The organism is Geomicrobium halophilum, assembly GCF_014207655.1.
Taxonomy (GTDB): Bacteria; Bacillota; Bacilli; order Bacillales; family Marinococcaceae; genus Geomicrobium; species Geomicrobium halophilum.
The window spans coordinates 1,120,106-1,133,669 of record NZ_JACHHJ010000001.1 but is presented as its reverse complement, the minus strand read 5'-3'; the positions used below and the strand labels follow the sequence as shown (position 1 = coordinate 1,133,669).

The following is a 13,564-nucleotide window of genomic DNA, read 5'->3' as shown; positions in this document are numbered from 1 at the left end:
AATCATGGCCCCTGAAATTTCGAATGTGTCGATGTTTTTTCTAATTTTTTTCGTCCTTATTCCCGTGTCATTATCTTACATATATGCTCTTGGCTTAAGCAAATCAATTATTTGGTCGTCCTTTCGAGGAATTGTCCAATTATTTTTGATCGGCTATGTTCTCACTTATTTATTCTCTCTACCACCCCTTATCGGAATTAGTTTAATGCTCGCTGTCATGATCGCTGTAGCCTCTTTTCATGCCAGTAAAAAGGGTGAAGAGCTTCCTTACGCTCGCCCAATTATTTTTCTTGTCATTGTCGGTATTGCCCTTCTTATATTGGCGATGTGGCTCGGTTTTGATATGATCGATTTTCAGCCAGACCAAGTAATTCCTATGAGTGGAATGGTCATTGGAAATAGTATGGTGGCGATAGGCCTTGCGTTAGAGCGCATGAAAAGTGAATTCAAGGAATCGAAAGGAAAAATCGTAGCTGCATTGGCGTTAGGGGCGAAACCCCAGCAGGCGTCTACCATTCTGATTCGAAAAATCGTTAAAGCGGCAATGATACCAAATGTTGACGGCTTAAAAACGATAGGCCTGGTTCAATTGCCAGGCATGATGACGGGACTGATTTTAGGCGGCGTGGCACCGATTGAAGCTATTCGTTACCAAATTGTGATTTCGTTAAGCATTTTCACTTCCGTTTCAATAGCGGCGATGATTGTGACAATTATTTTTTATCGCTTCTTTTTTAATCGGAATATGCAACTTATTAATATGGAAATAGAAGAGTCGTAACCGATGTAACGGGCATATGCTAGCGATGGCTAAGCTTATGCCTTTTATATTCCGATTGAAATACTTTTTTCGCTATGCATAGTTCCCCATTTACAGGAAATGCTAAGTAAAACGCCAAGCTATTTTGAAAGGGGAACATTTGAATGAACCAAGACAATGAAAAACCTTCATATGGAACGAACGTGACCGGTGAAGGAGATGCACGAGATGGACGCAAAGCTGAAAACGAAAAAGAAGATACGCTAACGAATCGGCAAGGGCATCCTATAACTGACAACCAGAATTTAACGACTGTCGGTAATCGCGGTCCCTCGACGCTCGAAAACTACGACTATCTTGAGAAAATCAGTCATTTTGATCGTGAAAGGATCCCAGAGCGTGTCGTGCATGCCAGAGGTGCTGGTGCTCATGGGTATTTTCAGTCATATGGAAAGGTTGGCGACGACCCTATTTCCAAGTACACGCGGGCTAAAGTGTTTACGAATGCGGAGAAGCAAACTCCGGTTTTTGTGCGCTTCTCCACAGTTATACATGGGGCTCACTCCCCAGAAACGCAGCGGGATCCACGAGGGTTTGCCGTGAAGTTTTATACAGAAGACGGAAACTGGGATTTGGTCGGAAATAACTTGAAGATTTTCTTTATCCGTGATGCAATCAAGTTTCCAGATGTGATACATTCCTTAAAGCCAGATCCAGTCACCAATCGTCAAGATCCAAAACGTATCTTTGATTTTATGGCAAGCACACCTGAATCGACACATATGATTACGTTTCTATTTTCACCGTGGGGGATTCCAGCTAATTATCGGCAGATGCAAGGCTCAGGGGTAAACACGTACAAATGGATCAATGAAGAAGGAAAAGCGGTGTTGGTTAAATATCACTGGGAACCATTACAAGGGATCAAAAACCTTACGCAGGAGGAAGCAGACCACATTCAGGGACAAAATTTTAACCACGCGACTCAGGATTTGTATGAAGCCATTGAAAAGGGCGATTATCCGGAGTGGGAGCTTTATGTTCAGATCATGGAAGATGGAGAACACCCTGAGTTGGATTTTGACCCTCTTGACGATACGAAGCTTTGGTATAAAGATCAATTTCCTTGGTATAAAGTCGGCAAAATGACCTTGAATAAAAACCCGGAAAATTATTTTGCCGAGGTCGAGCAAGCCGCCTTTGGTACAGGTGTTCTCGTTGATGGGCTTGATTTTTCCGATGACAAGATGCTACAAGGTCGTACGTTTTCTTACTCCGATACACAGCGGTACAGAGTAGGTCCTAATTACTTGCAGCTACCGATCAATGCGCCGAAAAAGCATCTCGGTACCAATCAACGGGATGGGCAAATGGCGTACTATGTCGATAATCCTCCAGGTAGCGATCCTCACATTAATTATGAACCATCAATGATGGATGGATTGAAAGAAGCAGAAGAAAAGGGTAAAGCTCATGAACCTTATGTGAGTGGGGAAGTGAAGCGCGAAGCAATAGAGCACAAAAATGATTTTGGACAGGCTGGGGAAACATGGCGACGATTTAATGATAGGGAAAAGGACGATTTGATTTCAAACCTCGTTTCTGCACTCTCTGATGCAGACGAATCTATACAAAAGCAAATGATCAAGCACATGACAGAAGCAGATTCGGAATATGGACAACGCCTTAAAGAAGGCATCGAAAACGCGCATACGAATATGAATGATAAACAGGAAGATGCTGTTCATGATGCTGAACGCATGGGAGACGTCTCTGATCCATATTAATGAACATCACAAGCCGCCTCAGGAAGGCGGTTTTTTTAATATGAAGAAGATAGATTCCCACGCTTTGAAATTTCACGTACCGTAATATTTCCCAATATATTATAAGCATTTAAAAAGTCACCAAGAAATTACAAAAGGATTCTATTTTTAGGAAGGAAAACGTACTATAATAATATAAAGGAAATAAATACTGCTAGAAAGAGGTTTCCCGTGAACGTGAGTAATATTTTTACAAAACGAAATATAAAACTATTTATCATTGTACTTATACTTACAGTCATTGGCTATTTTGTTTTGCCTGTATCGATCCCCTTAATAGCAGCCTTTGTAACTGCACTATTACTGCTACCTGCTGTTAAATTTCTCGTAGAGAGAACAAAATTGAAGCATCATTTAGCGGTCATGGTTGTTTTCAGCATGTTTTTGTTGATCATAAGTGTTACAACATACTTTGTAATAACGACTGCTGTAACCCAAGGAACGCAATTAGTGGAAAACATTCCACTGTATATTAGTGAAGTGAATCGGGCGTGGCTAGATTTCCAAAGCACCATCGGAGAGAATGATAATCTTCCTCCAGATTTCGTGCAGGCGATCAACCGGGAGGTTACAGCAGCATTGAATGAGTTTGGCGCTTACATTAGCGAGTTGAATCTAATTTCTCGGGTTACTTCGATCGTCTCAAGTATCCCTGGTTACTTAGTTTCCTTTCTTGTCTATTTGATTGCCCTATTTCTGTTCCTATTAGAAATGCCACGTTTAAAAGAGAAAGTATTCACTTATTTCACAGAGAAAACAGAAGAACGTGTTAATTTTATGACCGCACGTTTATCTTATGTTGTTTTTGGCTTTTTGAAAGCTCAGTTTCTTGTCAGCGTTATTATCTTCGTAGTATCACTTGTTGGATTGTTGTTGATAGCCCCTGAAGTAGCGATTATCATGTCTCTCATTATATGGGTGATCGACTTTATCCCTATTATTGGGTCTATTGCGATATTGGCTCCATGGGGGATTTTTCAACTTATCGCTGGAGATTTAGCTACAGGGACACAATTATTAATATTAGGGGTCATTTGTTTAGTTATTAGGCGAACGGTAGAGCCTAAAGTGATGGGAACGCACATTGGATTATCCCCGCTTGCCACTCTGATATCCATGTATATTGGACTCATGCTATTTGGTATTTTAGGTTTTGTTATTGGTCCATTAATTGTGATTGCATTTACTTCCGCCAAGGAAGCAGGAATTATAAAGCTTGATTTTAAGGTTTGAATGATTACCTCAACGTGCAAAGGAGCAACAACGAACATAAGTTGGTGTCGTGTTAGACAAATAAACCGCGTGTTGATGAGTTTCAACACGCGGTTGTCATTGCACGATGGAATTATCCAGTATTGGCATCGATTAAAAGAACATCGCTGTTTTCTTCAAGAAATTGATTTAGTTTAAAAATAACGTCATTTGTTTTGCTGTCGTGAGCCATGGCAAATTTCATCAATGCGTAATCTCGAGATCGTTCTTTACAATTATAACATCCGGCTGCCCAGATATATTTTTTATAAATCGCTTTTGCCTTCCTTTCGTTGGGAGCTTTTATTAAGGCATAAAATGGGGAATCGAATTCATAATATTTCATCCCTCATCCTCCTGCTATTGCTAATCACTACAATTATTATAAACGGTGTTCGAGAATGGGTGTGGGCACCCCGTTGATGATTTAAGAACGACCTTTATCCTCATTTTGTTCATGATTTCCGCGTTCTTCCTCTTTCATTTCTTCTTGTACTTGCTTGTGTACGTCTTCTTTGACTTTATCGTACACTTCATCTTTCATTTCATCGTACATTTCCTCTCGAATATCTTCTTTTAATGCTTCATCGCGTTCTTCTCTCTCTAGATTTCTTTGGGTTTTCAAATCTTTTATCATCATCAACAGAACGACGATCACCATACTGATCATAATAACCCCGAAAGGTAGGGCTGATACGATCGCCGCCGTTTGGAGCCCTTCCAGCCCCTCGGATAAAAGTAATACACTGGCAGTACCGGCAATGAGTACTCCCCAGATAAGCTTAACCGAGAACATTGGTTTTAGTCCACCCTGTGAGGTCATTACACCTAGCACATAAGATGCGGAGTCTGCTGATGTAATAAAGAAAATACCGATCAGAATAAAGGCTAGAGCACTCATAACTAAGGCCATAGGCATGTTTGATAGCATTTCAAAGAGTGCTACTTCTGCATTCGCAGTCACCAGTTCTGAAATTCCAGTCCCGAGTTCCATTTCCTGAAATAGTCCTGTACTGCCAAAAGAAGTAAACCATATGACCCCAACAAGTGAAGGAATAATGAGAACACCCATCATATATTCCCGAACGGTGCGGCCGCGGGAAATGCGAGCGATAAACAATCCGATGAAAGGAGCCCAAGACATATGCCATGCCCAGAAAAAGATTGTATTGGAACCAAGCCAGTCACTTTCACTCTCTGAGTAAGGTGCTAATTCCAAACTCATGGGAACAATATTAGATGCATAGCTTCCAAGGGTTGTCAGGAAGTTTTCAGCGATTAAAAGCGTTGGACCAGCAATAATCACGAAAAGCAGTAAAACCCCAGCCACTGCTAGGTTCACGTTACTTAAATACTTGATTCCTCGATTCACACCTGTCGCCGCAGATATCATGAATAAACCTGTGATGACTGCAATGATCGTGAATTGGGTTGCAAAATTATTAGGAATATCCGAGATATAAGACAGCCCTCCGGACATTTGTAATGCACTCAACCCAAATGTAGTAGCTACACCCATTGCTGTTGACAAAACAGCAAAGGTATCAATCGTCTTTCCAGGCCATTTTTCCATTTGTTTACCAAAGTACGATGCGAAAGCAGAACTGATTAGCGCTGGTTTATCCTTTCGAAACTGGACATACGCGAGGGTTAGGCCTACGACACCAAAGATGGCCCATACATGTAAAGACCAGTGAAAGGAACCATAGCGAAGTCCAGCCTCAGCTGCTTCAGCAGTTTCTGGAGTGATTCCTTCCGGAGGATCTAAATAATAGAGAACCGGCTCGGCAACACCCCAAAAAACAAAGCCAACTCCAATCCCCGCTGCGAAAATCATCCCAATCCAAGTGTAAAATGGGTATTCAGGACGGTCGTCGCTTTTTCCTAAACGGATGCGTCCAAACGGACTAAAAACGAGAAACACCGAAAAAGCCACAAAGAAAGCGGTCGCCAGCATGTAAAACCAGCCGAAGTTTTCAATGGTGAAATTCAAGGCTGTATTGGCAGCCGCTTCGAGTGATTCTGGGTTAATGGCCCCCCAAAGTACAAAAAGCAGAACTAAAATAGCAGATATACCGAATACAATATTCGGGCGCTTGGTCTGATATGTATAATGTTTAGCCATAACGACGTAAAGGTTCCTTAAACCTCTACAATCTCCTCCTCTCTTCCGATAATTCGGAGTAAAGATTATTATTGACCTTTATAAAGGATATTACCCTGTTTTTTAACAATATTAACGTAAATATTAAATTGTTCGAGAAGCTAAGCTCTTTTAGATTGAAATCTCCTGTAAATCAGCTGCTTTAGTTAAAGAAAACAAAAACAATTCGAGACAGAGCTATAGCCCGAATTGTTTAGCAGTGTTTGCGTCATTTTCCAACTGGTTTATAAACGATTTTAAGACATCGATATCCATTGTAATATTGACCCCTTGAGGTGAGGTAATAAAAACTTGGTTTTGGCTGCGCGCTTTTTTGAATTGATAGCCGTCAATGGTCATGAGAACGCGTTCATCTGGTCTTGCCATAATCATCACCTCTTTCCTTTACGTAATATTGTAACGAAGAACAAGGTGAGATGCTATGCTAAAGATGAGAATTTGTCCCATTTTTTTTCGGGGATAGGTATGATAACTTTATTATGAAAGAAGGGTGATGAAATCATGAAAAATATCGATTCGCTCATTAATCAAGATGTCTTTCATATACAACGCTCAGGCATTCGGAAATTTTTTGATAAAGTAGCCCAAGTGGATGGAGCTGTGCAGCTTACGCTTGGGCAGCCGGATTTTCGTACACCTGATCATGTGAAAGAAGCTGCTAAGCAAGCGATTGATGAGAATCATACGACCTATACACCTAACGGGGGAATTCCGGAACTTCAGGTGGCTGCCACGAATTTTATGCAGGAAAAATATGGGTTGGATTATAAAGCGGAAAGTGAAGTGATCGCTACAATCGGTGCGAGCCAAGCGCTTGATATTACACTGAGAACACTACTTTCGCACGGGGATGAAGTACTATTACCTGTACCCGCTTATCCAGCATATGAACCGCTTATTCGTTTGAATGGAGCAAAGCCCATTTATATTGATACGAGCAAGACGAACTTTAAGCTCACAAAAAAGGCTGTGAAAGAGGCAATAACCCCGCGGACACGCGCATTGATCCTTCCATATCCATCAAACCCAACTGGAGTGGTGCTGTCTAAAACGGAACTGGCCGAAATCGCCTCCGTCGTTCAAGGTGAAGATATGTTTATCGTTAGTGATGAAATTTATAGTGAGCTTGTCTATGATCACAAGCATCAATCGATCGCGATGTTTCCCGGGATGAAGGAGCGAACCGTTGTCATCAATGGATTATCGAAATCTCATAGTATGACCGGTTGGCGTATCGGATTTACATTTGCCCCTGCTGAATTGGTTACACATATGCTCAAAGTCCACAGTTATAATATTTCTTGTGCTAGTTCCATCTCTCAACACGCCGCACTATCAGCTTTAACTGTTGGGAAAGATGATGCAGCCGCCATGCGCGCAGAATATGAAAACCGACGTAATTATATGCTTGAGCGATTGCTTGAGATGGAACTTCCAGTAGAAAAGCCTGAAGGTGCTTTTTATTTGTTTCCATCGATTGCAAAAACAGGACTTGATTCTTACTCATTCGCGGAAAAACTTTTATTCGAGGATAAATTAGCAGTTGTGCCTGGAACAGCTTTTTCGCAATATGGAGAAGGATACGTGCGGTTGTCCTATGCTTATAGCATGGACAATTTAGTGGAAGCCTGTAATCGCCTGGAAAGGTTCGTTACTCGTCATTCGGTTTAGGAGCTTTGGAAACGTATATCTGATTTTTTTCGTAAAAGCGCCATGGGTAATGTTTTGCCTCTCCGCTCGAGTCAATACCGATGCGTGGTGAAGTTAACACCGGGTGTGTATGGCGATCACTATCGGCAATAAAGAGCGTATCACTTTGTAAATCATGTCCGTTGTATGCATGTTTCGTAATGCCAAAAGCTTGGCTGAGTTTACCAGGCCCATTCGTTAATTGTAGGCGTTGCTGGTTGGTTAACGATTCGTAAGGTTGTTGGAAACGATTTTGCGCCATCGTTTCCAAGCCTTCTAACGGTTCGACCGCGCGTAGAAGAACTCCTTCGGGATAATCGGGGCCAACAGTAACGCAGTTAATACAATGGTGGATCCCGTAAATAATATAGACGTAAGCATGGCCCGCTTCACCGAACATCGCTTCATTTCTTGTCGTACGACGGCCACCATATGTATGCGCTGCTCGATCATCGGGCCCCTTATAAGCTTCAACTTCAACGATTTTCCCGACAATCTTTTCCATATCACCTTGGATGACGAGAAGTTTACCGACAAGTGATGCAGCGACTTTTAGCGTAGGTTGTTGAAAAAAGGTTCGGGGTATTTTTTCGTACATGGTTTTCCTCCTTATCATGATTGAAGTATCATGATTGTGTGAGAACGTAAATTCAAGTAAAATAATATTACAGCAATGACATTATAGACCAATTAAAAGAGGTGATTTTAGTGGCAGAAGAACAAGATTTCCAGGAAACAAAAGATCGCGTATGGGCAGAACTTGAAAACGTGATTGACCCTGAGCTTGGTGTAGATATTGTTAACCTGGGTCTAGTATATGAGGTTGATCTGGATGCTGACAAGAATGCTACCATTACCATGACCCTCACTTCCATGGGGTGCCCACTTGCTGGTATGATTCAGTCAGAAATAAAAAATGCATTATCAGGTTTGCAAGAAGTAAATGAAATCGGTGAGGTCGAAGCCAACATTGTATGGGATCCACCTTGGACAAAAGATAAAATGTCCCGCTATGCAAAAATTGCCCTTGGGGTTGCTGATTAATAAAAAACGGTTGAAGGCACAAGAACCTTCAACCGTTTTTTTATTTATGCCTTTTTAAACTCTTCAACGGTTTCGCTAAACATTTTCATTGCGTTCTCAATAGGTTCCGCTGTTGTTAGGTCCACACCGGTCTTTTTTAGTAATTCAAGAGGGAAGTCTTCACTGCCGCTACGTAAAAAGTTCATATAATTTTTCAGCGTTTCCTCGTCTCCATCCAGGATGCGCATGGCAATATGAATAGCCGATACGAAGCCCGTTGCATACTGATAAACGTAAAAGGCACGGTAAAAGTGGGGGATACGTGACCACCCATACTTCACTTCATCATTAAAAACAAGAGTTGGCCCATGATACGTACGAAATAACGATTCATAAAGTTCATTCAAGCTGTTTGCATCCAGCGGTTTCTCTGCTTCCGCGCGCTCATGCGCCTGTTTTTCAAAATCAGCAAACATGACTTGAGTAAAAAACGTACCCTTGAACTGTTCAATAAAGTGATTGAGCAGATACTTACGCATTTTGGAGTCTGTCGTTTCCTTAAGCAAATATTGGATAAGTAAAACTTCGTTGACAGTCGACGCCACTTCAGCTACGAAAATACGATAATTAGCGGTAATCTGGGGTTGATGCTTACTTGAAAAATAACTGTGCATTGCATGACCCATTTCATGGACAAGCGTAAATTGACTGTTAAGATCGTCATGGTGATTCAGCAACACGAACGGATGAACCCCATAAACTCCCATATTATATGCTCCAGATTTCTTCCCTGGCGTCTCCCGTACGTCGATATACCTTTGTTCCCTGAATTCACGAAGGACGGCGATGTATTCCTCCCCAAGGGGGGCTAATGCTTTAAGCATCGTATCATAGGCTTCGTCATAAGATATATCGACCTTCATATCAGGGACCAGCGGGACATTTAAGTCATACTGACGTAACTCCGTAACACCTAATTCCTCTTTTCGCCAAGCTGTGTAGTCATGTAACGGTTGAACGTTTGCCTTTGCGGAAGCGAGCAGGTTATCATATACGTCTGTTGGAACATTATCGTCAAAGAGAGATTCACGAAGTGCGGAATCGTGCCCGCGGATTTTAGCAAGCGTTACGTTTGTTTTAATCTCTGCAGCCAAATTGGTGGCAATCGTGTTATTCAATTCCACGTAAGGTTTGTAATAAGCAAAGTACGCTTCCTTGCGAACGTCACGGTCTTCATCTTCAATCCTCTTGGCATACATCCCGCGTGTCATTTGCACCTTACTTCCATCCTCATCTGTGACGTTACCAAATTGGATATCCGCATTATTGAGCATGTTATACGTATCCGCAGGAGCGGAAAGCGTTTCACCCAGCTGAGAAAGCAATTCCTCTTTCTCTTTTGAGAGTACATATGGCTTATAGCGAAAGGATTTCCAAAGATGATCTTTAAAATAATCAAGTTCCGTTTCTTCCTGCAGGTATTTCTTCAAAGTATCTTCTTCAAGGCTCAATAAGTAAGGCATAAAGAAAGCTGTCGCTTCATTCACTTTTACGGCTGCTTGCGAGGCTTTTGCCTGCAATTGTTGGGCATGGGAATCCCGCGTATCAATGTCGGATAAAAACATGGCATAAGCAAATACATGTTGCAGTTTATACTTTAATGTTTCTTGTTTTTTTAAATAGGCGAGGAGAGAAGAACCATCGTTAATATTTCCATCATATTCCTGAAGCTCATTTGCAATTGTCAAAGCATCATCTAAGTCTTTTTGCCAATCGTCTTCGGATTCATAAAGATCAGTAAGATCCCATTTTTCTTCTTTTGGAACGTCTTTTCGCGTTTCATAAGTCGTTGCCATCAGTACACACCTGCTTTAATCTGAATTTTAATACTTGGGGGTAGTTTTTCACTGAATTAGCCATCTTATGTCTACACTTATTCCTATTCTCCATTTACACGTGTTTAATCATATTATTTATGGAGGAGAGCCAGGTGGCTGCCGACTCTCATTTTCGGGAAACTGCCCGTTATCTTAGAAACTTTTTTCTAACTCATCAACGAGCGTACCTACATAATTAACAGCTTGGGAAATTGGTTCGGAAGTGGACATGTCAACGCCGCCTTGTTTCAGCAATTCGATAGGTTCAAGTGTACCGCCAGCTTTAAGCATTGACAACCACTTATCTACAGCGGGTTTGCCTTCCCTGGCAATTTTCTGTGAGACAATAGTGGAAGCGGTAAGGCCGGCAGAGTAGGTGTACGGGTATAATCCCATATAGTAATGAGGTTGGCGCATCCACGTAAGAGCGGCGCCATCATCAAGTGTAACTGAATCTCCCCAAAAACCCGCGAGGACGTCATATTTTAATTCATTTAGTTTTTGCGCTGTTATTGTTATTCCAGTTTCAGCAGTTTTATACACTTCACGTTGGAATGCTCCCTCGAGCAGGTGAGTAACGAAATTATGATAATATGTGCCTAGTAGGGAAAGTATGACCCATCGTTTCATGTTTTTGTCTTTTGATTTTGCTATTAAATGTTGGGCAAGCAACATTTCATTCATCGTTGACGGAGCTTCAATCATGTAGCGGGAAGGACGTACACTGCCAACCCGCTGGTGCTTGTTCGCTAGGTAAAAATGACCTGCGTGTCCAAGTTCATGGGCTAACACAAATGTGCCGCGCATCATATTCGTCCACGTAATCAGGATATAAGGGTGAGAGCCGTAAGGGCTAGAACAAAAGGCGCCCGTCCGTTTTCCGATATTATCGGCACGGTCTACCCAACGTTCATATAATCCCTTCTCCATCACTGATACGTATTCATTTCCCATTACTTTCAGGGCTTCAAGGATGGTCTCTGCCGATTCATTGTACGTGATTTCCGGGTTGTAATCAGCATCGAGCGGTGCCTTTAAATCAGCAAACGTCATCGAATCCAATTCAAGTACCCGCTTCTTCAATTTTGCGAACCGTTGCATATGGGGTGCCAATTCATGATAAATGGTGTCAATTTGCCGGTGGTAAGCGTCCTGGGACACTTGTTGGTTATGAAGCAGCATATCAGTCGCCGATTCATATCCACGCAACCTGGAAGTTATCACCTGTTTTCTCACTTCAGTCGCGTATGTACTCGCATACGTATCTTGGTAGCGACTCAAACCTTCGATGAATTTTTCATACGCGTTTCGCCGAACGCTTGTTTTCTCAGAAAACTCGTATTTATCTTCGTAAAGAGCAAAAGAAAGCGGATATTCCACATCTAAATCGTCCCGAAAGGGGGAGAAGGTTAAATCGGAAGATTTACTTTGTTGATAAATGGTAAAAGGAGCATCGTGCACTTCACCAAGTGCTGCTAGTGTTTCTTCGGTTTCTTTCGAAAGGGCATAAGGTCGATTCTTTAATATTTCCTGAATGGGTGTTTCGTAGTCATGAAGATCAGGCGCTTGTTCAAAGTATGAAGTGATGGCTTCTTCTGATAGGGCGATAATTTCAGAGGTGATAAAAGCCACAGCTTGCTGATATTCGCCTATTAATGCCCGTGCTTGTCCTTGTCTTGCTTGATTTAACGGATCGGTCCCATCGGTCGCCAGTTGCAGCTGAGCATAGGTGATTATGGGAATCAGCTTTTCCTTTAGCTGTTCATCCATTTGCAAGCAGGAAAGGAGAACGTCCCCGCCTTCGTGCAGGCGGTCTTTATAAATGGTTATTTCGGGAATACGTTTTTGTAGATCCTCGTAAGCGTCCTTCCATACATCTTCACTAGAAAATAGGTCTTCGATTTTCCATGTTTCATTTTCGTGAACTTCGCTGCGTTGTTTTAAATCATCAACAGACATAATTCGTCATCCTTTCCGGCTTTGTTCATAAATCTTTAAGTTTGTATATACGGCTTTCAAATACGGAGTATTGACTTGATGCTTTTCAGCGAGTTGAAGAAGGTAGCCTTGTAAGTGATCCGCTTCTACGGGTAATTTTTTCTCTAAATCTTTTTGCATGGAGGCTTTTGTTTCATCTGAAAGCTTCATGAATTGTTTCCAGGCTTTTTCTTCAAAATGGCCTGAATTCGTTGTATCGCTATGCTGCATCACACTTGAAATTTCCTGGATCAACCGACGGGTAAATGCCAATCCCTCAGTGCTATTTCGAATGGGGCCGACGGATGTATTAAAGAGGGTGGTAACCCCTGATAACGTAGTAATAAATAAGTACTTCCGCCACATATCCTCCATAATATGAGTGCTCGTTCTTACATCTGCATTGGTGCTTTCAAAGGTTTTGGCTATCATTTGAACGCGCGGTGTCATTTCCCCGTTGATCTCACCAAAAGTGAGGCGGTGACCGCTGCTTGTATGTCGAATATAGCCTTCTTGAGTGAGTGTTGATTCAATAAAACAGAGTCCGCCGAGGACCGCTTCTTTCTTGAAAGAGCGGGTGAGCATGTCAAGGTGTTGAATCCCGTTTAAAAGCGGTATAATCACGGTATCTTCATGCATGAAAGACGTAAGGTCTGGAAGAACATGTTCCAGTTGATATGCTTTTGTACTGCATAAAATGACGTCAAACTTCCCGCTATCTCCTTTTTCAATGAGAGGAGGATCATTAAATGTAACATCCCCCTTGACGCTTTTTATGACAAGTCCAGTACGTTCCAGTTGTTCTTTGCGTTTTTTGCGGACGAGAAATGTGACATCTTCACCAGCTTCAAGCAAACGTCCACCGAAATATCCTCCGACAGCACCAGCACCGACGACAAGAAAGTTAACTCCCATGACTTTTCCTCCTTTTACCTTCTCAAACTCCAGTATATCGAAAGTGGAGAGAATAAAAAATACAATCGTTGAATTGTTTCGA

General features: G+C 41.9%; 12 protein-coding genes. 5 read left to right on the top strand and 7 right to left on the bottom strand.

Annotated elements, in window-relative coordinates; translation table 11 throughout:
- Window positions 1-4: 4 nt before the first annotated feature.
- The 3 genes from HNR44_RS05570 to ytvI all read left to right on the top strand — a co-directional run bounded on the left by HNR44_RS05570 (window position 5) and on the right by ytvI (window position 3,819).
- Window positions 5-781 carry an ABC transporter permease gene (locus HNR44_RS05570; protein WP_184403085.1) on the top strand — a complete coding sequence of 259 codons (777 nt, stop codon included), beginning with the start codon at window positions 5-7 and terminating at the stop codon, window positions 779-781.
- Between the two features lie 143 nt (window positions 782-924).
- Window positions 925-2,547, top strand: a complete 1,623-nt coding sequence (locus HNR44_RS05565; protein ID WP_184403084.1) for a catalase — start codon at window positions 925-927, stop codon at window positions 2,545-2,547.
- A 216-nt stretch (window positions 2,548-2,763) separates the two neighbouring features.
- Window positions 2,764-3,819 (top strand): sporulation integral membrane protein YtvI, encoded by a 1,056-nt coding sequence (gene ytvI / locus HNR44_RS05560; RefSeq protein ID WP_184403578.1) that lies wholly within the window; start codon window positions 2,764-2,766, stop codon window positions 3,817-3,819.
- A gap of 112 nt (window positions 3,820-3,931) precedes the next feature.
- Here the strand turns inward: ytvI and HNR44_RS05555 are convergent, their stop codons facing one another.
- The 3 genes from HNR44_RS05555 to HNR44_RS05545 all read right to left on the bottom strand — a co-directional run bounded on the left by HNR44_RS05555 (window position 3,932) and on the right by HNR44_RS05545 (window position 6,367).
- Window positions 3,932-4,183: a hypothetical protein gene (locus HNR44_RS05555; protein ID WP_184403083.1), complete on the bottom strand. Its 252-nt coding sequence runs from the start codon at window positions 4,181-4,183 to the stop codon at window positions 3,932-3,934.
- 81 nt (window positions 4,184-4,264) lie between these two features.
- The gene (locus tag HNR44_RS05550) at window positions 4,265-5,962 is read right to left on the bottom strand and encodes a BCCT family transporter (protein ID WP_184403082.1); all 1,698 of its coding nucleotides are present in this window, start codon (window positions 5,960-5,962) and stop codon (window positions 4,265-4,267) included.
- 216 nt (window positions 5,963-6,178) lie between these two features.
- The gene (locus tag HNR44_RS05545) at window positions 6,179-6,367 is read right to left on the bottom strand and encodes a hypothetical protein (protein ID WP_184403081.1); all 189 of its coding nucleotides are present in this window, start codon (window positions 6,365-6,367) and stop codon (window positions 6,179-6,181) included.
- A 144-nt stretch (window positions 6,368-6,511) separates the two neighbouring features.
- On the opposite strand from HNR44_RS05545, the gene HNR44_RS05540 reads away from it, so the two are divergent.
- Entirely contained in the window at window positions 6,512-7,672 is a 1,161-nt protein-coding gene (locus HNR44_RS05540; RefSeq protein WP_184403577.1) for an aminotransferase A, read from the top strand.
- On the opposite strand, the gene HNR44_RS05535 is transcribed toward HNR44_RS05540, so the two are convergent.
- Window positions 7,653-8,288 carry a DNA-3-methyladenine glycosylase gene (locus HNR44_RS05535; RefSeq protein ID WP_184403080.1) on the bottom strand — a complete coding sequence of 212 codons (636 nt, stop codon included), beginning with the start codon at window positions 8,286-8,288 and terminating at the stop codon, window positions 7,653-7,655. The two genes, HNR44_RS05540 and HNR44_RS05535, sit on opposite strands and share 20 nt — an antisense overlap.
- A gap of 110 nt (window positions 8,289-8,398) precedes the next feature.
- On the opposite strand from HNR44_RS05535, the gene HNR44_RS05530 reads away from it, so the two are divergent.
- Entirely contained in the window at window positions 8,399-8,734 is a 336-nt protein-coding gene (locus HNR44_RS05530; protein ID WP_184403079.1) for an iron-sulfur cluster assembly protein, read from the top strand.
- 44 nt (window positions 8,735-8,778) lie between these two features.
- Here the strand turns inward: HNR44_RS05530 and pepF (HNR44_RS05525) are convergent, their stop codons facing one another.
- The 3 genes from pepF (HNR44_RS05525) to HNR44_RS05515 all read right to left on the bottom strand — a co-directional run bounded on the left by pepF (HNR44_RS05525) (window position 8,779) and on the right by HNR44_RS05515 (window position 13,482).
- Entirely contained in the window at window positions 8,779-10,569 is a 1,791-nt protein-coding gene (gene pepF, locus HNR44_RS05525) for an oligoendopeptidase F (RefSeq protein WP_184403078.1), read from the bottom strand.
- Between the two features lie 174 nt (window positions 10,570-10,743).
- Complete coding sequence (pepF, locus tag HNR44_RS05520) at window positions 10,744-12,549, bottom strand: oligoendopeptidase F (RefSeq protein ID WP_184403077.1); 1,806 nt, start codon at window positions 12,547-12,549, stop codon at window positions 10,744-10,746.
- Window positions 12,550-12,555: 6 nt separating this feature from the next.
- Window positions 12,556-13,482 carry a ketopantoate reductase family protein gene (locus tag HNR44_RS05515; RefSeq protein WP_184403076.1) on the bottom strand — a complete coding sequence of 309 codons (927 nt, stop codon included), beginning with the start codon at window positions 13,480-13,482 and terminating at the stop codon, window positions 12,556-12,558.
- Between the last annotated feature and the right edge of the window lie 82 nt (window positions 13,483-13,564).

Excerpts from the sequence above, each read along its gene's own strand:
- HNR44_RS05550 (WP_184403082.1), bottom strand. The coding sequence starts at position 5,962 with ATGGCTAAACATTATACATATCAGACCAAGCGCCCGAATATTGTATTC.
- HNR44_RS05515 (WP_184403076.1), bottom strand. The coding sequence starts at position 13,482 with ATGGGAGTTAACTTTCTTGTCGTCGGTGCTGGTGCTGTCGGAGGATAT.
- pepF (WP_184403077.1), bottom strand. The coding sequence starts at position 12,549 with ATGTCTGTTGATGATTTAAAACAACGCAGCGAAGTTCACGAAAATGAA.
- HNR44_RS05535 (WP_184403080.1), bottom strand. The coding sequence starts at position 8,288 with ATGTACGAAAAAATACCCCGAACCTTTTTTCAACAACCTACGCTAAAA.
- HNR44_RS05565 (WP_184403084.1), top strand. The coding sequence starts at position 925 with ATGAACCAAGACAATGAAAAACCTTCATATGGAACGAACGTGACCGGT.
- HNR44_RS05545 (WP_184403081.1), bottom strand. The coding sequence starts at position 6,367 with ATGGCAAGACCAGATGAACGCGTTCTCATGACCATTGACGGCTATCAA.
- HNR44_RS05555 (WP_184403083.1), bottom strand. The coding sequence starts at position 4,183 with ATGAAATATTATGAATTCGATTCCCCATTTTATGCCTTAATAAAAGCT.
- HNR44_RS05570 (WP_184403085.1), top strand. The coding sequence starts at position 5 with ATGGCCCCTGAAATTTCGAATGTGTCGATGTTTTTTCTAATTTTTTTC.
- pepF (WP_184403078.1), bottom strand. The coding sequence starts at position 10,569 with ATGGCAACGACTTATGAAACGCGAAAAGACGTTCCAAAAGAAGAAAAA.